The sequence below is a fragment of the Clostridium sp. HBUAS56017 genome (assembly GCF_007115085.1).
GTDB classification, from domain to species: domain Bacteria; phylum Bacillota; class Clostridia; order Clostridiales; family Clostridiaceae; genus Clostridium; species Clostridium cibarium.
The window spans coordinates 95,941-115,205 of record NZ_SULK01000001.1 but is presented as its reverse complement, the minus strand read 5'-3'; the positions used below and the strand labels follow the sequence as shown (position 1 = coordinate 115,205).

Here is a 19,265-nt window from a genome sequence, read left to right as displayed (position 1 = left end):
TGTGAATATTATGATAGTGAAAGAATATGATTATGTAAAAGGCAATAATGCTATAAGTCCACATAGGAAAAGTAATGAAAAGGACAAAAAGAAGTATGAAGAACTAAAACGTTCAAAGAGAGATAGGAATAAAAGAAAATTAGAAGAACAAAAGGGTGTTAGAAAAGCTGCAGTTCAAATTGCATGTGTTATTTTTTTTGTTGGGATGGTCACTATATCAAGGGATGTCAAAGTATATAATATGCAAAAGGAAGTAGGAAATATAGATTCTCAAATTAAGAATCTAAATGATGAAAATGAAGCTTTAAGGGTTGAACTTTTAAAAGTTGGTACTCTTGATAATATTAAAACTCAAGCGGAACAAAGATTGGGTATGTTTGTACCTACAAAGGACAATAGGATACAAATAGAGATTCCTAAGGGATATCTTGAAGATAAAGATAAGAAAAAAACAGAAGATAAGACGAATCAAGAAACATTGTTTTCAAAGCTAATGGATGCGCTAAAATAGCAGTGCATCCTAAGTTTGTTTATCAAAGAATATTGACGGAGGCGTTAGGGTGAAGAAGAGAAATTTTAGGGACAAAGCAAAGATGAGGAAAAGAATAAGTGCAGCATTGATTGCTATAACAACGTTGTTATTCTTACTTACGTTAAGGCTTGCTTATATAATGATAGTGAAGCAGAGTGAATATTCAGGTATGGCCCAAGAACAATGGACAAGCGAAGTTAAAATATCTGCCAAAAGAGGTAGAATATTAGATAGAAATGGTGTAGAACTTGCAGTTTCTGCAAATGTATATAGAATTGATTTTGATTTGAATTCCATAAGGGCTTATATAAAAAAGGAAGATTCAAAATATAAGAGTAATGCGGAAATAGCTAAAGCTATTGCTAATGCTTCTGGAATAGATGAAAAAAAAGTTTTGGAAAAGCTTGAGACTAAACTTAAAAGTGGGGCAGAAGCTGGTTCAGCAATATTAGAAAGAAGAGTTGAGAAAGCAGCTGCGGATAGTGTTAAAGCATTAAAAATATCAGGTGTTATCATTTCGCCAGATACTAAAAGATATTATCCAAATAACAACTTTTTGGCGCATGTATTAGGTAGTACCAATATAGATGGTGAGGGATTGACTGGTGTTGAACTAAAATATAATGATGTGTTATCAGGAACACCAGGAATGAAAATAGCTGAACTTGATAGCAAAAGTGGAGATTTACCATATACTATTTCGCAATATACTGCACCTGTTCAAGGGAAAGATGTGAATTTAACTATTGACGAAAATATTCAAGCTTTTGCTGAAAAAGTTGCTACACAAGCTGAAAAGGAACAAAAGGCAAAGGCTGTATCAATTTTGGTTATGGATCCTAAAACGGGAGAAATATTAGGAATGGTAAATAAACCGGATTTTGATCCTAATAATCCTTATGCGGGAATAGAATCTTTTGAGGGAAATACTGAAGGTGAAAAAGTTCAAAAAATGTGGAGAAATAGGTTAGTAAATGACACTTTTGAACCAGGTTCGATATTCAAGGTTATAACAGCAGCTACAGCTATGGAGGAAAATTTAGTTTCAGATAGTGATACTTTTACGTGTAATGGTAGTTTGCAATTTGGTAAGCGAACAATAAAATGTTGGAAGCCTGAGGGGCATGGTACTCAGCATTTTGGGGATATAATTCAAAATTCATGTAATGTTGGATTTATGCAACTAGGTGAAAAGATAGGAAAAGAAAAGTTATGTGAATATATAGGGAAATTTGGATTTGGTCAAAAAAGTGGTGTGGATTTACCAGGGGAAGCTTCAGGGATAGTAAAAGCAGTTGAAAACATTTCGCAAACTGACCTAGCAACTATATCTTTTGGCCAAACTAATACGGTTAACTCAGTTCAATATATGACTGCATTTAATGCAATTGCAAACGGGGGAAAACTAATTCAACCTCATGTTATGAAAGAAGTTACCCATGAAGATGATAATGGTACTGTTGTAGTTGATAACACATTTGATCCAACTAAAACTGAAGTAGTTAGTAGTGATAATGCAGCTCAACTAAGACAATACTTAGAGAGGGTTGTAACAAATGGATCAGGTAATGGTGCATTTATTGAAGGGTATCATATAGGAGGAAAGACAGGTACTGCTCAAAAAGTAAATAGAGAAACTGGAAATTATGAAAAATATATATCATCATTTGTAGGAATGGCCCCTGTTAGCGATCCTAAAGTAACAATTATGATTACTGTTGATGAACCTGGAGCTGGAGCATACTATGCTAGTCAAGTAGCAGTACCTTATGCTAAAATATTATTTACTGACATATTTAATTATATGGAAAGTAAATTCTCTGCTGAAAATGATAATGCATTAGTAAAGGATGTAGTTATTCCTGAAGTAAGAGGAATGAAGGTTGATGAAGCTAAAAAAGTTTTAAGTAATTTAAAATTAAATGGAGAGTTAGTTGGAGAAGGTGGTGTTGTTAAAACAATTAAACCATATCCAGGATATACAGTAAAGGAAGGGTCCAAAATAAGCCTTTATGTAAATGAAGATGGTGGAAGCACTAATAGTATTGTAATGCCTGAACTTAGAGGGTATTCTTCTGAGAAAGCAACAGGATTGCTAAAATCTTTGGGACTAACAAAGTATACAATTTCAGGAAGTGGCATGGTATATACTCAGAATGTACCAGCTGGTGAGGTAATTACGAAGGAAACAGCAATAAAATTAGAATTAAACTCTAGTTATAAAGATTAATTCTAATACAGATAAATAAATTTGAGGTGGTAACATGATTCTAAAAGAATTATTAGAAGGATTAAACTATGAAGTAGTACAAGGAAGTGAAAATATAACAATTAATGAAGTTAACTATGATAGTAGGCTTGTCAAAAAAGGAGACCTTTTTGTATGTATAAAAGGATTCCAAGTTGATGGACATAAATATGTTAATGCAGCAGTGGAAAAAGGTGCAATAGCTATAGTTTGTGAGGATTTAGTTGAATGTGAAGATAAGGGTATAACTATAATAAGAGTTAAAGAAAGTAGGAAAGCTTTAGCTATAATTGGTTGCAATTTTTATGAAAATCCTAGTAAAAAGATGAAGATTATCGGAGTTACAGGAACTAATGGAAAGACAACAACAACTTTTATGCTTAAAACTATATTAGAAAGTGCAGGAAAAAAAGTAGGATTAGTAGGAACAATAGCAAATTATATAGGCAATAAAAAGTTAGATACTGAAAGAACAACTCCAGAATCATTTGAATTACAAAAGTTATTTAGTGAGATGGTTAAAAATGGCTGTGAGTATTGTGTAATGGAGGTATCATCACATTCCCTTGCATTAGATAGAGTTTATGGTATAGAATTTGATGCGGGAATTTTTACTAATATAACAAGAGATCATCTAGATTTTCATAAAACCTTTGAAAATTATTATTCTGAAAAATTCAAATTGTTTCAAAGAAGTAGTTTAAGTGTAGTAAATATAGACGATAACTATGGAAAAGATGTAGTTAAAGATCTTAAAAATCAAGGTAAAAATAATATAGTTACTTTTTCTATTAAGGAAGAAAGCGATTTTAGGGCTTATGACGAGAAGTGTGAAAGCAAGCATATTGGCTTTAAATTAAAGTTAGATAGAGAAGAAGATTTCTTGGTTGGAATGCCGGGTGAATTTAATATATATAATTCACTAGGAGCAATAGCTGCTATGTATAAATTAGGAATTTCGTTAGATAGTATAAAAAAGGGGATAGAAGAAGTAGTTGTTTTAGGTAGATGTGAAATGGTTGGTAGAAAATATAACTTACCATATACTATAATTGTTGACTATGCCCATACGCCAGATGGATTAGATAATATATTAAAAACAGCAAAAGGATTTACTAAGAACAGGCTTATATCTGTGTTTGGTTGTGGTGGAGATAGAGATAAGGTTAAGAGACCACAAATGGGCAAGATAGGATCAGATTTATCGGATATAGCTATAGTTACCTCTGATAATCCTAGAACAGAGGAACCTATGAGCATAATAAATGATGTTTTAGTAGGGATTGATAAAGATAATTATGAAGTAATAGAAAACAGAAAAGAAGCAATAAAAAGAGCTATAGAGATAGCAGAAGCAGGAGATGTTGTTGTAATAGCTGGCAAAGGACATGAGGATTATCAAATTTTAAATACAGGTAAAATTCATTTCGATGAAAGAGAAGTTGTCGACGAAATATTGAAGAGTAGAATGTAAGAATATTTTAAGTAAGTGTATATTATAATAAGTTATGTGGAATATTGCAAAGTATGCAGTATTCCACATATTACTGAAATAAAGTAAAGAGATAGGTGATTAGAAAGTGGAGTTAACTTTTAAGGAATTGGTGAAAGCTATTGATGGAGAAGTGTTACTTAAGAATAAAAAAATATTTAATAATATTTGTACTGATACAAGAAAAATAGTAAAAGATAATATATTTCTAGCACTAAAAGGTGATAATTTTAATGGAAATAAATATGTAAAAGATGCTTTGGAAAAAGGAGCTTCTATTGCTATTGTAGACGAAGTTTGTTTTGAACCAGTGGAAGTAAAAGGTACAGTGATAAAGGTAGATAATACATATGATGCCTTATTATCACTTGCAAAGTACTATAGAGAAAAACTGGGAGTAAAGGTAGTTGGTATAACAGGGTCAACTGGTAAAACTTCTACTAAGGACTTAGTTGCAGCATTTTTAAGTGAGAGATATAAAGTTTTTAAAACTAAAGGGAATTTTAATAATCATATAGGATTACCACTTATGATACTTAGTTTAGATTCGTCTATAGAAGTAGCAGTTCTAGAACTTGGTATGAGTAATCTTGGTGAAATACATACCCTTGCAGATTGTGCAAGACCAGATATTGCTTTAATTACTAATATTGGATTATCTCACATAGAAAATTTGAAGACACGAGAAAATATTTTGAAAGCTAAGCTAGAAATAACTGATTTCTTTAATAGTGATAATAAACTTATTGTTAATAGTGAGGATGAATATTTAAAGAATCTAAGTAGAGAAAATTATGAACTCATAAAAACAGGATATGGAGAGGGTAATAAATTTTTTGCAAAGGATATTGTTTTGGGTGAGAGTACAACATCTTTTAAGTTAAGGGATGGAGATTATGAACATGAATTTACGTTGCCAATGGTTGGTGCACATAATGTATTGAATGCTTTATTAGGTATAGCAGCAGCTAAAACCTTAGGTGTAACGTACGATGAAATGGAAAGAGGTTTAAAAAATATAGAAGCTACTTCAATGAGACTAGAATTTATAAAAGTGAATGGATTTACAGTAATAAATGATTGTTATAATGCTAGTCCGGATTCAATGAATGCAGCATTAGATGTTTTGAAAAACTATAAGGGTAAAAGGAAAATTGCAGTTTTAGGAACAATGAGAGAACTTGGGGATGAATCTAAAGAAGCTCATAGGGCTGTTGGTGAATATGCAAATGATAAAGCAGATATATTAGTTACTACGGGAGAATATGTAGAAGATTATAAATTAGGATTTAATTGCGGTAAATTTAAAAATTACAGTAGCAAAGAAGAAATGATAAATGAAATAAGAACATTCATTAAAAAGGATGATGTTATATTGGTAAAAGCTTCAAGGGGAGCTAAGTTTGAAGATGTAGTAGCTAAGTTAAAAGAATAAATAGAAATACAGAAATTAAAGGAGGTGAGCTGCCAGGGAGGGCAGCAATACCATGGGGGAATTTTTAAACCAATTTTTCAACAATAAAATTATACTAGCCTTTTTTATGGGATTTATAATTTCGATTATTTTAGGACCATTAATAATACCAGTACTTCATAAACTGAAGTTTGGGCAAAATATACGTAAAGAAGGACCAAAGAGTCATTTGAAGAAAGCTGGAACACCTACAATAGGTGGGTTAATATTTATATTTTCAATAGTATTAGTTATGATCTTTATGAGATATGATTTGTCAGATAAAGCTATGGTGGTACTATATGGAACTTTAGCATTTGGACTAATTGGGTTTTTAGATGATTTACTAAAGATAATTCATAAAGATAATGAAGGATTAAAAGCGGGACAAAAGTTTACTTTGCAATTAATATTTTCAACGGCAATTGCTATTTATGGATATAAAGTGACTGGAACAACAATTTCAATACCATTTATAGATTTTCAATGGAATATGGGGTGGTTTTATATTCCTTTTGTAATATTTTACTTTGCCGCAATAACTAATGCAGTTAATTTAACAGATGGATTAGATGGATTAGCTACATCAGTTACAGTTCTTGTATTAACTTTCTTTAGTATAGTGGCGTTCAAGTTAGGGGCTTATAGCGTGTCTGTATTTGCTATAGGACTTACAGGAGCTTTACTAGGATTTTTAAAATTCAATGCATTTCCAGCAAAGATTTTTATGGGTGATACAGGTTCTTTGGCATTAGGAGGTGCAATTGCAACTATAATGTTAGTTTTAAAAACACCATTGTTGGCTATAATAGTAGGTGGTATTTATGTTATAGAGACCTTATCAGTTATTATTCAAGTTACATCTTTTAAGCTAACAGGGAAAAGAGTGTTTAAAATGGCACCTATACATCATCATTTTGAGCAGATAGGTTGGTCAGAGGTTAAGATAGTAACAATATTTTCAGTAATTACGTTTGTTCTGTGTATTTTAGGATTTATCTCTCTTTAGTAATTGTATGGAGGTTGTTAAATGGTTCGAGGTATGAGAAAGAAAAAGAAATTAGGAAATATGGATTATGGTATTTTCTATTGTGTATTAATACTATTGGCAATAGGAATAGTTATGGTATATTCGGCAAGTTCATATTTTGCTATGTTTAAGTATAAAGATAGTACTTTTTTTCTAAAGAAGCAAATTATCTTTGGTGTATTAGGTATAATAGCTTTATTTTTTACAGCTAATATTGATTATCATAGGCTGAAAAAAATTACGGTACCACTTATGGTTATAACTGTTCCATTGCTTCTACTAGTATATGCATTTAAACCTACAAATGGAGCATACAGGTGGATCGACTTAGGATTTACATCATTTCAACCTTCAGAACTGGCAAAATATGTAGTAGTGCTGTTTTTGGCCATGAGCTTATCAGTAAAAGGTGATGGTGTAAGAAAATTTTGGACTGGAATAGTACCTTATATCGGAGTAGGTGGATTTTATGCAGGATTAGTACTTGCACAAAAAAATCTTAGTATAGCAGCACTAATAATGATAGTGACATTTATAATTCTTTTTACTGCAGGTGGAGATTTAAAACATTTATTTTTATATGTTGCTCCTACACTTATTGCGGCAGCTTTTGCATTTGCGTTAATTCCTGATTATAGGAGAAGGAGAATGCTTAATTTTATAAATCCGTGGGAAGATGCAGCTGGTGATGGGTACCAATTAATACAATCCTTTTATGCACTAGGAGCCGGAGGGATAACAGGATTAGGTTTAGGTCAGTCAAGACAAAAAACATTGTATATGCCAGAACCTCATAATGATTTTATTTTTTCCATAATAGGAGAAGAGTTGGGACTAATAGGTTGTATTGTTATAATACTGCTATTTGTTTTTCTAATATGGAGAGGTGTTAAAGTAGCAATGGAAGCAAGGGATACTTATGGAACTCTTTTAGCCACAGGTATAACATCTGTAATTGCTGTTCAGGCAATAATAAACATTGCAGTTGTTACTGGTTCAATGCCTGTTACTGGCGTTCCGCTACCTTTTATAAGCTATGGGGGTACCTCTCTAGCTATAACAATGGCAGCCATGGGAATTTTGTTAAATATATCTAGACAAGCAAATGCACAAAAGTAGATAAAATTAAAAAAGAAGCTACTGCAAAATTTTGCAGTAGTTTTTTTAAATATTTTATAATTTTGTAATGAAATTAACAATGTTAAGTGGTATTATATTAATAGCATATTATGTAATATAACGGGATAGGGATGGTTATGGTAAAGAGTAACAATGAGTATATTAGAAAAGCAAAAAGAAAGAAAAAAATAAAAAAAATAATTATATCAAGCATTTTGGTGGCAGCACTTGTGGTTGTAGTAATTAACTATACAGATATTTTTAAAATAAAAACAATAAAATGTGTAGGCGATAATCTTGTTACAGGAGGATATGTCGTCGATAAGGCAGAGATGTTAAAAAATAGAAATCTTTTATTTATAAGTAAAAGTGATTTTATGAAAGAATTAAAAGAAAATCCTTATGTTGAGGATATAAAATTTAGTAAAAAATATCCTAGTACTCTAGAAATAAGAATTGTTGAGAAAAAAGGTTTGTATTATGCTTCAGAAAATGGAAATTATAATATAATAAGTGACGAAATGATTTATTTAGAAAAAGTAAATTCAATAGATGGCAGAAATTTGGTTGAAATAAAGGGTGCAAATTTCTCAGGGAAGAATTTGGGAGATAAAGTTTGGGATTCTGAGAGAGTGAAGGAAATCTTACAAGATACATATAAGGTACAAAAGTCATTTGATGATAATAGAGATAATGTAAAAATAACATCCATTGATATTAGCAACCTCTCTAAGATTAAGCTTAATTTTGGAGAAATCGAAGTTTACTTGGGGAATGATGAGAATTTGACAAATAAAATTAAGACAGCAGCTGCTATTTTTAAGCAAGGTATTGCAAAAAAATACATAAATATTAGTTTTAATGGATCCCCAGATATTGAGTAGTAGGAGGTATAACATGAAAAAGCTCACATCACAAATAGTTGTAGCAATAGTATGCGGAATTTTAGGATTTTTATTAGCTTATCAATTTAAAGTATTATCAAAAGCAGAAAATAAAAATGTAAATAGTAATAATACAAATGTTTTAAGCGAAATAGAAAGTTTAAAAAAAGAGAAAGAAGATCTTGTAAATGCAAATGCTTCATTAAGTGAGGACTTAAAGAAGATAGAGGAAAGTGCTACTCAAGAAGGGCAAGTAGAAAAAGAAGTGAAAAAACAATTGGATACTGCAAGAATGCAACTAGGATTAGTTGACGTGAAGGGTCAGGGAATAGTTATTACAATAACACCAAAAACCAATATATTTGGAGCAAATTCTAGTGATTCAAGTACAGATTTAGATGAAAGAGAATTAATTAACATAATTAATCTACTATGGTTTTCTAGAGCTGAGGCGGTATCTGTTAATGATTTTAGAATGACACCTCAAACAGGTATTAAATCTTCAGGAAATTATTTGTGGGTTGGATCAGCAGGAAAGGTTAGCCCAAAAGAAAAAATAGTTATAAAGGCTATAGGTGATAAAACAAATTTAAATGTTGGCGTTAGATTTCAATCAGATTATAATTTAACAACGGGCTCTTTGGCAAATTATGACGTGGATGTTAAATTAGTAGATGAGGTAGGGATTAATAAAACAACACAAACAATAAAAAGTGATTACATTAAGCCAGTTAATGGATAGGGGGAAAATAAATGATAGCAGCAATAGGAGTTTTGATAGGAATTATTTTAGGTTTTGTGGTTGATGTTAATATACCTGAAAAGTTTTCGCCTTATATGTCAGTTGCAATTCTCGCATGTTTAGATTCAGTTTTTGGAGCTGTTAGAGCTAATTTGTCGAAGAATTTCAAAGCTAATATTTTTATTTCAGGTTTTTTTGGAAATGCATTACTTGCAGCTGGATTAGCTTATTTAGGAGATAAATTAGGAATACCTATATATATAGCAGCAGTAATTGTTTTTGGCGGAAGAATATTTGATAACTTTGCTATAATTAGAAGGCTCTTGATTGAAAAAGCTAAGTCAAAACGATGAGGTGATTAAATGAATAACAAAAGAGCTAAAGTCATTGTGTTTATTTCTACAATAGTAGTAGGCTTTTTAATTGCTGGTAATTTTAGTTTTGAAGGATTTGATTCATCATTTCCGCTTAATGCAAAGGAGTATCAAAACGCTATAGAAACAAAAAATAATCTTTTAAAAGAAGTTGGTAGCTTAAAATCCGACAATCAAGAAATTAAAGAAAAAATCGATAAATATAATAATAATGATGTGAACTATGATAAGATACTAAGCGATATGAAGGCGCAAGTTCGTGATTATGGCATGCTGACAGGTCTTAATGAGGCAACTGGACCTGGAATAGTAGTTGTAATAAATGATGGAATAATAGATAATTCTGCAGATAGTCAGGAGGATGCAGATAGAAAAACTTTGCATGATGCTGATATGTTTTCTTTATTGAATGAATTAAAGTCAGCAGGAGCAGAGGCTATAGCAATTAATGATCATAGAATTTCTCCATTAACAGCATTAACTTGCAAATATGCTTTTTTAGAATTTGAAGATGGAGATATGGTATCAGCACCTTTTAATATTTATGCTATTGGAGATCCTGAGAGTATGAAAACATTGTTATTACAAGAAGGTAGTTATTTGAAGCGATTAAAAATTAGAGGATTATCAGTAAATTTAGATGTAAAGGATAATATCACTCTTAAAGCTGCAAATATTTCAGAAATGAAGTATGCAGAAGAGTATATAAAAAAAAATAAATAGAAATAATTAAATTTAATTAAATTGTGAAGGAAATATAATTTTTATGAAGAATAACTATAAATAGGATTAGTTACTCTAAAGGGGGCACTATTGTGAGTATTAGTCAGAATATAGAAGAAGTAAAAAGTAAGTTGCCAAGTTCTGTTAAACTTTTGGCTGTTTCTAAGACTAAATCTTTAGAAGAAATGGAAGAGGCTTATAAGGTTGGAATTAGGGATTTTGGTGAAAATAAAGTACAAGAAATGCTAAAAAAGCAGGAGAACTTTCATGAAGATGTAAATTGGCATTTTATAGGCAAGCTTCAGAGCAATAAAGTAAAGTATGTAGTAGGAAAAGTTCATTTGATTCATTCTTTATCAAGTATTAAATTGCTAAAACAAATTGAAAAAGAATATGAAAAAGGTGGAGAAATTGCGCAAGTACTTATACAAATAAATATAGGGAGGGAAGAGAGTAAAAGTGGAATTTTACTTGAAGAATTAGAAAATCTCATAATTGAGGTTGAAAAATCTAACTATATAAAAGTAAAAGGTATTATGGTGATTATTCCTAAGGGAGATGAAGCTAGCAATAGTAAGTATTTTAGGCAAACTAAAGAAGTTTTTGATTCGTTAAAGAAAAGAAAACTCAAAAATATTGATATGGAAGTTCTATCTATGGGAATGACTCATGATTATACTATCGCCGTCAGTGAGGGGTCAAATTTAGTTAGAATAGGTGAAGGTATATTTGGAAAAAGAAATTATAATTTAGGAGGAGAAAATAATGAGTAGTATGTTAACAAAAGTTAAATCTTTTTTAGGGTTTGGTGAGTACGAGGATGAGTATGATGAATACGATGATTTTGATGATGTGGAAAATGAAGAAGAGGTGGAGGAAGGAATAGAGCCTGTAATACAAAACAACAAAAGAAACAATAAAGTTGTTAATATTCATACTTCTTCATCAACAAAGGTTACTATCACAAAGCCATTAGCATATGAGGAAGCAACAGAGATAAGTGATGCATTGAAGTCAAGAAGAATAGTGTTAGTAAATACATCAGCTTTAGAAATAAGAATAGCTCAAAGACTATTAGATTTTATAAGTGGAACATGTTATGCTTTAGGTGGAGAACTTCAAGAAATTGAAAAAGGTGTATATATTTTATCTCCTTCAAATGTTGAAGTTACAAATGAACTTAAAAGTGAGTTGAGTTCAAAAGCTATGTTTAACTGGTCAAAATAGGAGCAGCTAATGGAAATAATAATAAAGATATTGTTAACTTTTATTAGATTTTATGAGCTGATTATTTTTATTGAGTGCATACTATCTTGGATTATTCAAGATAGTAGAAATGAAATAATGAATTTACTTAGAACTATTACAAATCCAATTTTAGAGCCTTTTAGGAGATTGCAATATAAGTATTTTGGAAATGTAGGTATTGATGTTTCACCAATATTTGCACTTATCCTTCTCCAAATGATAAGTAGGTTTCTTATTACAATATTTTAATTATGGATAAAAAGACATTATTAAAAAACTTCGAAGATGGTGACAAACCAGAAGTTCTTAATCTATATGAAAAATATAATTTGGCTAGAGAGAGGGAGATACCTCTCTTTGGCAATAATTTCTATTCCCCAAAAGTGTGGAAGTTTTTTGAAAAAGTTTTAGGAAACAATGATTTTAATATTTCTTCTAATGGATTTTTCAAAGATTCTGAGCGAAGGATGATATCTTTTAACAACATTTATAATATACCTTATCCGTTTAAAGTTATAAAGATAACTAGTTCATCAAAGTTCAATATACCAAGTCATAGAGATTATTTGGGAGCTTTATTAGCCTTGGGAATTAAGAGAAATAAAATTGGAGATCTTTTAGTCGACGAAAATTATTGTTATTTTCCGGTTTGTGAAGAGATAGAAGAATTTATAGTGAGTAACTTAAAATCAATTGGAAAGTCTCCTTGTACTGTAGAAATATTATTAGAGGATTTTATTCCGCCAGAAGTAAAGTTTGATGAGATAATAATTTTAGTCCAATCCCTTAGAGTGGATTCTATTGTTTCAAAACTTGTAAAGATTTCTAGGGGGAAGGCACAGACTATGATTGATGAAGGAAAAGTACTTATTGATTATAATTCTGCTAAAAATAAATCGTCAGAAGTACAGATAGATGAAACAATAACAATTAGAGGATTTGGAAAGTTCATATTAAGTGACATATTAGGTAATAGTAAAAGTGGTAAATTTAAGGTATTAGTAAAAAAATATACATAATTTGAGGTGAATTAAATGAAACTGACACCAATGGATATAAACAATAAAGAATTTAAGAGAGGATTAAGAGGATATTCTCCAGAAGAAGTTGATGAATTTCTTGATGAAATAGTTGAGAATTACGAAGAATTGTATAAGGATAATTCGAAACTAAGAGAAAAACTTACAGTTGCAACAGAAAAGATAGAGCAATATTCAAAAATTGAGACTACAATACAAAATACGTTAGTACTAGCTCAAAATGCGGCTGAACAAGCAAAATCTTCTTCTCAAAAAGAAGCTGAAATGATAATAAAGAATGCAAATGAGACTGCTCAAAAGATTTTAGATAAATCTCATAATGATGTAATTGAAATAAATGCAGAATTTGATAAAACAAAGCAAGAATTTATAAAGTTTAGAGCTAAGTTTAGAAACTTTATAAATACACAATTAGAAACTTTTGATGATTTAGAAAAAGATCTTAATAAAAATTATAGTATTGCTACACCAGTTGAGGAAGAAGTTAAAGACACTGATATAGATTTTAATGAAGAAAATTTAAGTTCATATCAAGATGCTGATGATAGTATAGATGAAATAAAAAGTTTTTTTGCTAAATCAGAAGAAGATGAGGAATAAATATATTTTTTGAAGGAACCACTAAAATGGTGGTTCTTTTTTGTTGTGCAATAATATTCAAAGGAAAAGATTAGCTTCAAATTAATAATTGAGTAATAAGTAATGTTATATTATAATGTTAAGGAATACAATGGCGAGGTGTATAATGTAATGGAAGAAACTATTTTTGTAGTAGACGAGAACTTTGAAGGGGAGCGAGTTGATAAGTATTTAACTCAAGTTTTTAAAGATAAGTCCAGGTCATACTTACAAGGGTTGATTGAAAAAGGCAATGTTATAATTAATGGAAAAGATATAAAAAGTAATTATAAATTAAGGTCCTATGATGAAATTAAAATTAGCCTACCAGAACCTTTGAAATTAAAAGTAGAGCCTGAAAATATAGAATTAGATATAATATATGAAGATAAAGATGTAATTGTAGTAAATAAACCGCAAGGTATGGTAGTCCATCCGGCACCAGGTAATTATAATGGTACTTTAGTTAATGCTTTATTATATCATTGTAAAGATTTATCTACAATTAATGGAGTAATTAGGCCAGGAATAGTACATAGAATAGATAAGGATACAACAGGTATACTAGTTGTTGCAAAAAATGATAAAGCACATATTTTTTTATCTGAACAACTTAAAAATCATTCTATGAAGCGTGAGTATTATGCTTTGGCTGAAGGTAGATTGAAAGAAGATAGAGGTATGATTGATAGACCTCTTGCAAGAGATAAGAAGGATAGAATTAAAATTTCAATAGTTGAAGGTGGAAGAAGGGCAGTAACACATTATGAAGTTATTGAAAGATTTAAGAGTACAACATTAGTTAGATGTGTTTTGGAGACTGGGAGAACTCATCAAATAAGAGTTCATATGGCATCAATTGGACATCCGCTAGTTGGAGATTCTTTATATGGATTTAAAAAGCAAAAATATAAGTTAGATGGACAAACGTTACATGCAAAAACTCTTGGTTTCATACATCCAACTAAAAATGAGTATATGGAATTTACGTCAGAGTTGCCACTATATTTTAGTGAATTATTAGATAAATTACGTAACGAGGTTGTTTAGGAGGTAAAAAAATGAAGTTGAAAGCTAACCTGCTAGATGATAAAGCGGTTAAGAGAAGTTTAATTAGAATATCCCATGAGATTATTGAGAGAAATAAAGGGGTAGAGGAAATTGTCTTGGTTGGAATAAAAAGAAGGGGTTATCCACTTGCTCAAAGAATTGCAAATGAAATACTTAAAATTGAAGGAGTTAGCGTTCCTGTGGGAAGTGTAGATATAACATTTTATAGAGATGATTTAACATACAAGGAAGAAGCTCCTAAAGTATCTAATATTGAGTTAGGCGTAAATGTTGAAAATAAAAAAGTAATTTTAGTAGATGATGTTTTATTTACTTGTAGAACAGTTAGAGCAGCAATGGATGCAATAATAGATGTCGCTAGACCAAATGCAATTCAGCTTGCAGTATTAATAGATAGAGGACATAAAGAATTACCAATTAGAGCAGACTATGTAGGAAAGAATATACCAACATCAAAGGATGAGAAGATAGCTGTACATATTCTTGAAATTGATAATGAGGATTCAGTAAAAATATATGAGGATTAACTAAAAGGAGAAGGAAATATGGATTACAATTTAATAGCTACTACAACCTTTGGATTAGAGGGGATAACAGCTAAAGAATTAAAGACTCTGGGATATGATGATGTAAAAACGGAAACTAGTAAGGTGTTTTTTTCTGGAGATGAAATGGACATAGCTATTGCCAATATTCATTTAAGGACAGCAGATAGAATTTTGATTAAAATGGCTGAGTTTGAAGCTAGAAGTTTTGAAGAATTATTTCAAGGAACAAAAAAGGTTAATTGGGGAAAGATTATACCTATAAATGGTAAAATGCATGTTGTAGGAAAATCTATAAAATCAACTTTACATAGTGTGCCTGATTGTCAATCAATAGTGAAAAAAGCTATTATTACAAGTATGAGTGAAGTTTATGGGGGGAGTGAATTTAAGGAGGATGGTCCTGTATATAAGATAGAGGTAGCAATATTAAAAGATAAAGTTACATTGACTATAGATACCTCAGGATCTGGGTTACATAAGAGAGGATATAGGGAAAATTCTGGAGCAGCGCCGCTTAAGGAGACTTTAGCAGCAGCAATGGTTTTGTTATCTAGGTGGCAGGAAAGTTATGAACTGATTGATCCATTTTGTGGATCAGGAACAATATTAGTTGAGGCTGCTATGATAATGCAAAATATAGCTCCTGGTATAATGAGGGACTTTGTCTGTGAGACGTGGCCATCTATGCCTGATTATATATTTAAACAGGTGAGAGAAGGGGCAAAAAGGGCGGAGAAGAATAAAGAAATTAAACTAATTGGATATGATAATGATACTTGGGTACTTAGGACAGCTCAAAATAATGCGTATAAAGCAGGCGTAAGTGATTATATAGAGTTCCAACATAGAGACTTTAGAGAATTTTCTCATAGAAAAAAGAATGGATTTATAATAACAAATCCTCCTTATGGGGAACGATTAAGTGAAAAGAGCGAAGTTGAAAAATTATACAAGATATTTGGTGATTATAAAAATAAATATGAAAATTGGGAATTTAATATTTTAACCTCCTATGAAGGCTTTGAAAAGCCATTTGGTAGAAAATCAACTAAAAACAGAAAGTTTTATAATGGAAAGCTTAAGTGTTATTATTATCAGTACATGGATAACAAAGAAATAAAAGGTCAAGGAGATACCGTTATTCAAGAGATGATTAGAAATTCTTAAACAAAAAATGCACAATTTATTAGATTGTGCATTTTTTCTTTATTTCTTTATCAAATTTAATTTCTCGTATTTTTGTGGATCTGCGTAAATTGTTTTGTTTGTATAATAAATGACCATTCCTGGTTTTGCACCATTTGGTTTTCTAAGATTACGTATTTCTGTGTAATCTATAGGAACTTTTGAATTCGTTTTTCCTTTGCTATAATATGCAGCTATTATAGCAGCTTCTGCTATTGTAGTATCATCAATTTCAATTCCTTTAATAATCACATGAGAACCAGGAATTTCTTTAGCATGTAGCCAAAGATCATTTCGATGTGCAAATTTTAAACTTAGATAATCATTTTGTATATTATTTTTTCCAACATAAATATCAAATCCTGTTGAGGAAATAAAATGTAGAGGTTTATCAGCATTAGTCTTTTTTATGTTTTTCTTATGAGTTTTATATTTTATATATCCTGTTTCCATAAGTTCAGTTTTAATTTGTTCTATCTCATTGTATGAGTCTACGTTTTGTATGTTAGTTAAAACAGAATTTAAGTACTCCAACTCTTCTTCATTCTTCTTAAGTTGTTCAATTGCCCATTCTTCAGATTTTTTTAGTTTATTATATTTTTTATAATATGACTGTATATTTTCGGAAGGGGTTTTATATTCATCTAAAGGAATTGTAGCATATTCCGAGTTTTCAGAATAAAAATTAAGAAGAGTAGCTTCCTTATCACCTTGTTTAATACTGTAAATGTATGAAGTTAATAAATCGCCTTTTATTTTGTAATCTTCTTTATTTTGACTTTCTCTAATATTTTCATTTAGAATTTTTGATTTTTTCTTACAACGTTCAATGTTTGTATGAATAAGTTTTTGCAAATCAGTTGATCTATTTGAAAGTCTTTCTTGTTTATCTTTAACATTAAAGAAATTATCCAACATAATAGAAGGAGAATCGTAGGAAATAACATCTAAATCATTAAATATAAATTTGAATCTATAACAATAAAAATCTTTATATATACCTGAATCATCCTTGTATATTAAGAATTCAGTGCTATTTAATATATTTGTAAAAGAAGATTTAAGAAAATCATATAATGAGTCTATATTATTTAATGTTAGGTTTTTTGTAACTATCTGATTAAATAATTCTTTTGAAATAGTTTTTGAAATTCCAGTAAAGGATTTGAAGAAAAAACTATCGTTCATTTCAAGATGATTTTCATTAATAAAGCTTATGAATTCAATTTCTGTAAAATTTATAGGACTTAACTTAGTAGTTGCTGGGGGAAGCATATAACTAACACCAGGATAAAGAACTCTATAGGTGTTTATATCAGGAGTAATATGTTTAATGGATTCCATAACTTTGTTATCTCTATCACGAACTAGTGTTATATTAGAATGCCTACCCATTATTTCGATAATAAGAGAATAAGTACTGTTAAATCCCATTTCGTCAGAAGCTTCTACAGTTAGAATTACTATTCTATCTCCATCTTTTTGATGTACTTTAGTAATTTTACCTCCAATTAAGTATTTACGTAAAACCATTAAAAACATAGGAGCTTTTAATGGGTTTTCTTTTACTTCTTCAGTAAAATGCATTCTAGGAAATTTCGAAGAAGCAGATATAAGAAGTTTGTGATTTTTTCTTTCTTTTCTTATAGTTAAAATTATTTCATCTTTTTCTGGTTGATTTATTTTATCTATTTTAGAACCTAGTAAAATAGGCTCTATATTATTTAATAAACTGTGTAGAAAAATTCCATCTAGTGCCATAATGTTCATCCTCGCTTTCTAATACTCATAGTATATCATTAATTAAAAATTAAGTTAAGAGACAAGAAAAGTAATAAATCTGTAGTTTTCTCTATTGTAATGGGATAAAATAGATAGTATTATGTTAATGGGAGATGAAAAAGTACATAAAATGCAGTATTAATTATGCAGAGGGAGAAAGAATGAAAGGGTTTAAAAGAGCGAAATACAGAGCTTTTATAGTAGTATTATGTTCTTTGTTTTTAATGTCTTGTGAAAGTCATGTGGAAAAAAAAGTTGATGGAGTAAAGCTGGAAAAGGGAGCAATAATTCAAAATGAAGGTGGAATCTATTCAAATTATAACTTGCATGAGGGTAGCTTTAATAAAATAGAGAACGATGAGATAATAAGTTTGTTTGATAGTAAAAGTGGAAATTATATAACTCAGAAAGATGGAAAATATAGTTCCTACTACTTGGGAAAAGTGGAAGAATTAAAGGGTGTAAAGTTAGAGGATATTGATTTGAAATTATCTCCTAACGGTAAATATTTAAGTTATTTTAGAAAAGAAGAAAATATATTAAAGTTAAATATCATTTCTCTTAAGGATGGTTCCTTAATTGAAATTAAGTCAAATGTGGCTATATCGGATACCTATCTTGATTGGGTAGATGAAGACACTATAATTTATTATGGTATAAGTGAAGATAGAGTTAATGGAGTATTTAAATACAATGTTAGTGATGAAAAGGAAGATCTTTTTTATAAGTTGGATGGAGGAATTGTTCAATTTGTGAAAAATATACAAACAGGAGTCATTTGTATTGAAGAAACTATAGACAATGTAAAAGTAGTAAAATTTTTAGATAAAGATGGAACAGAGAAAGGAATACTTCCGCCTGATATAACTTATATTTCAGATATAATAACTGATGGAACAGATTATTATTTTTTAGGGAAAGTTAAAGGAAATAATAATTCTTTATATAGAATTCATAATAACATAATAAAAAGGATGGTTTTTGATTTTCCTGCTAAAATAGATTATGATAAAGGCCTTAGCATGGATTCAAAAGGTAATATTTTATTTATTGGGAGTAGTTCTAAAAATTCAAAGAATGAAGAAATTTATAAAGTAACTAAGGAAGGCTCAATAAGCGAAGCTAAAGCTAGTGTAAAAGAATATGCTTTTGTTAAATATCAATAAGATTTAAATC

At 30.0% G+C, this 19,265-nt stretch carries 20 protein-coding genes; 19 read left to right on the top strand and 1 reads right to left on the bottom strand.

Annotated elements, in window-relative coordinates; genetic code table 11:
• The first annotated feature begins 10 nt into the window (after positions 1–10).
• The 18 genes from FAY47_RS00680 (at position 11) to FAY47_RS00595 (ending at position 16,289) form a co-directional block, all read left to right on the top strand.
• Positions 11–511 carry a cell division protein FtsL gene (locus FAY47_RS00680; RefSeq protein WP_143314410.1) on the top strand — a complete coding sequence of 167 codons (501 nt, stop codon included), beginning with the start codon at positions 11–13 and terminating at the stop codon, positions 509–511.
• Positions 512–560: 49 nt separating this feature from the next.
• Positions 561–2,762 carry a stage V sporulation protein D gene (locus tag FAY47_RS00675; RefSeq protein ID WP_143314408.1) on the top strand — a complete coding sequence of 734 codons (2,202 nt, stop codon included), beginning with the start codon at positions 561–563 and terminating at the stop codon, positions 2,760–2,762.
• 34 nt (positions 2,763–2,796) lie between these two features.
• On the top strand, positions 2,797–4,254 hold the full coding sequence (locus FAY47_RS00670) for a UDP-N-acetylmuramoyl-L-alanyl-D-glutamate--2,6-diaminopimelate ligase (RefSeq protein ID WP_143314406.1): 1,458 nt from the start codon (positions 2,797–2,799) through the stop codon (positions 4,252–4,254).
• A 106-nt stretch (positions 4,255–4,360) separates the two neighbouring features.
• Entirely contained in the window at positions 4,361–5,707 is a 1,347-nt protein-coding gene (gene murF, locus FAY47_RS00665) for a UDP-N-acetylmuramoyl-tripeptide--D-alanyl-D-alanine ligase (protein WP_143314404.1), read from the top strand.
• Between the two features lie 52 nt (positions 5,708–5,759).
• Complete coding sequence (mraY, locus tag FAY47_RS00660) at positions 5,760–6,734, top strand: phospho-N-acetylmuramoyl-pentapeptide-transferase (protein ID WP_143314402.1); 975 nt, start codon at positions 5,760–5,762, stop codon at positions 6,732–6,734.
• Positions 6,735–6,755: 21 nt separating this feature from the next.
• Positions 6,756–7,874, top strand: a complete 1,119-nt coding sequence (spoVE, locus tag FAY47_RS00655; protein WP_243129492.1) for a stage V sporulation protein E — start codon at positions 6,756–6,758, stop codon at positions 7,872–7,874.
• A 137-nt stretch (positions 7,875–8,011) separates the two neighbouring features.
• Positions 8,012–8,758 (top strand): FtsQ-type POTRA domain-containing protein, encoded by a 747-nt coding sequence (locus FAY47_RS00650; RefSeq protein WP_185966669.1) that lies wholly within the window; start codon positions 8,012–8,014, stop codon positions 8,756–8,758.
• 13 nt (positions 8,759–8,771) lie between these two features.
• Positions 8,772–9,500, top strand: coding sequence for a DUF881 domain-containing protein (locus FAY47_RS00645; protein ID WP_143314398.1), 729 nt, complete (start codon positions 8,772–8,774; stop codon positions 9,498–9,500).
• Positions 9,501–9,511: 11 nt separating this feature from the next.
• On the top strand, positions 9,512–9,853 hold the full coding sequence (locus FAY47_RS00640; RefSeq protein WP_143314395.1) for a DUF1290 domain-containing protein: 342 nt from the start codon (positions 9,512–9,514) through the stop codon (positions 9,851–9,853).
• Positions 9,854–9,862: 9 nt separating this feature from the next.
• On the top strand, positions 9,863–10,597 hold the full coding sequence (locus FAY47_RS00635; RefSeq protein ID WP_143314393.1) for a DUF881 domain-containing protein: 735 nt from the start codon (positions 9,863–9,865) through the stop codon (positions 10,595–10,597).
• Between the two features lie 92 nt (positions 10,598–10,689).
• Entirely contained in the window at positions 10,690–11,370 is a 681-nt protein-coding gene (locus tag FAY47_RS00630) for a YggS family pyridoxal phosphate-dependent enzyme (RefSeq protein WP_143314391.1), read from the top strand.
• Positions 11,363–11,824, top strand: coding sequence for a cell division protein SepF (sepF, locus tag FAY47_RS00625; RefSeq protein ID WP_143314390.1), 462 nt, complete (start codon positions 11,363–11,365; stop codon positions 11,822–11,824). Before FAY47_RS00630 ends, sepF begins: the two co-directional genes overlap by 8 nt.
• Positions 11,825–11,833: 9 nt before the next feature.
• On the top strand, positions 11,834–12,094 hold the full coding sequence (locus FAY47_RS00620) for a YggT family protein (RefSeq protein WP_143314388.1): 261 nt from the start codon (positions 11,834–11,836) through the stop codon (positions 12,092–12,094).
• 2 nt (positions 12,095–12,096) lie between these two features.
• On the top strand, positions 12,097–12,864 hold the full coding sequence (locus FAY47_RS00615; protein WP_143314387.1) for a YlmH/Sll1252 family protein: 768 nt from the start codon (positions 12,097–12,099) through the stop codon (positions 12,862–12,864).
• A gap of 15 nt (positions 12,865–12,879) precedes the next feature.
• Positions 12,880–13,485 carry a DivIVA domain-containing protein gene (locus tag FAY47_RS00610; RefSeq protein ID WP_143314386.1) on the top strand — a complete coding sequence of 202 codons (606 nt, stop codon included), beginning with the start codon at positions 12,880–12,882 and terminating at the stop codon, positions 13,483–13,485.
• A gap of 150 nt (positions 13,486–13,635) precedes the next feature.
• Positions 13,636–14,553 carry an RluA family pseudouridine synthase gene (locus FAY47_RS00605; protein ID WP_143314384.1) on the top strand — a complete coding sequence of 306 codons (918 nt, stop codon included), beginning with the start codon at positions 13,636–13,638 and terminating at the stop codon, positions 14,551–14,553.
• A gap of 11 nt (positions 14,554–14,564) precedes the next feature.
• Positions 14,565–15,101, top strand: coding sequence for a bifunctional pyr operon transcriptional regulator/uracil phosphoribosyltransferase PyrR (gene pyrR / locus FAY47_RS00600; RefSeq protein ID WP_143314382.1), 537 nt, complete (start codon positions 14,565–14,567; stop codon positions 15,099–15,101).
• Positions 15,102–15,119: 18 nt separating this feature from the next.
• Positions 15,120–16,289: a class I SAM-dependent RNA methyltransferase gene (locus tag FAY47_RS00595; RefSeq protein WP_143314380.1), complete on the top strand. Its 1,170-nt coding sequence runs from the start codon at positions 15,120–15,122 to the stop codon at positions 16,287–16,289.
• A 39-nt stretch (positions 16,290–16,328) separates the two neighbouring features.
• Here FAY47_RS00595 and FAY47_RS00590 read toward each other — a convergent pair whose 3' ends face one another.
• Positions 16,329–18,068 carry an NFACT RNA binding domain-containing protein gene (locus FAY47_RS00590; protein WP_143314377.1) on the bottom strand — a complete coding sequence of 580 codons (1,740 nt, stop codon included), beginning with the start codon at positions 18,066–18,068 and terminating at the stop codon, positions 16,329–16,331.
• 134 nt (positions 18,069–18,202) lie between these two features.
• Between FAY47_RS00590 and FAY47_RS00585 the strand changes: the two genes are divergently transcribed.
• On the top strand, positions 18,203–19,255 hold the full coding sequence (locus FAY47_RS00585) for a hypothetical protein (protein WP_143314375.1): 1,053 nt from the start codon (positions 18,203–18,205) through the stop codon (positions 19,253–19,255).
• Positions 19,256–19,265: the final 10 nt, after the last annotated feature.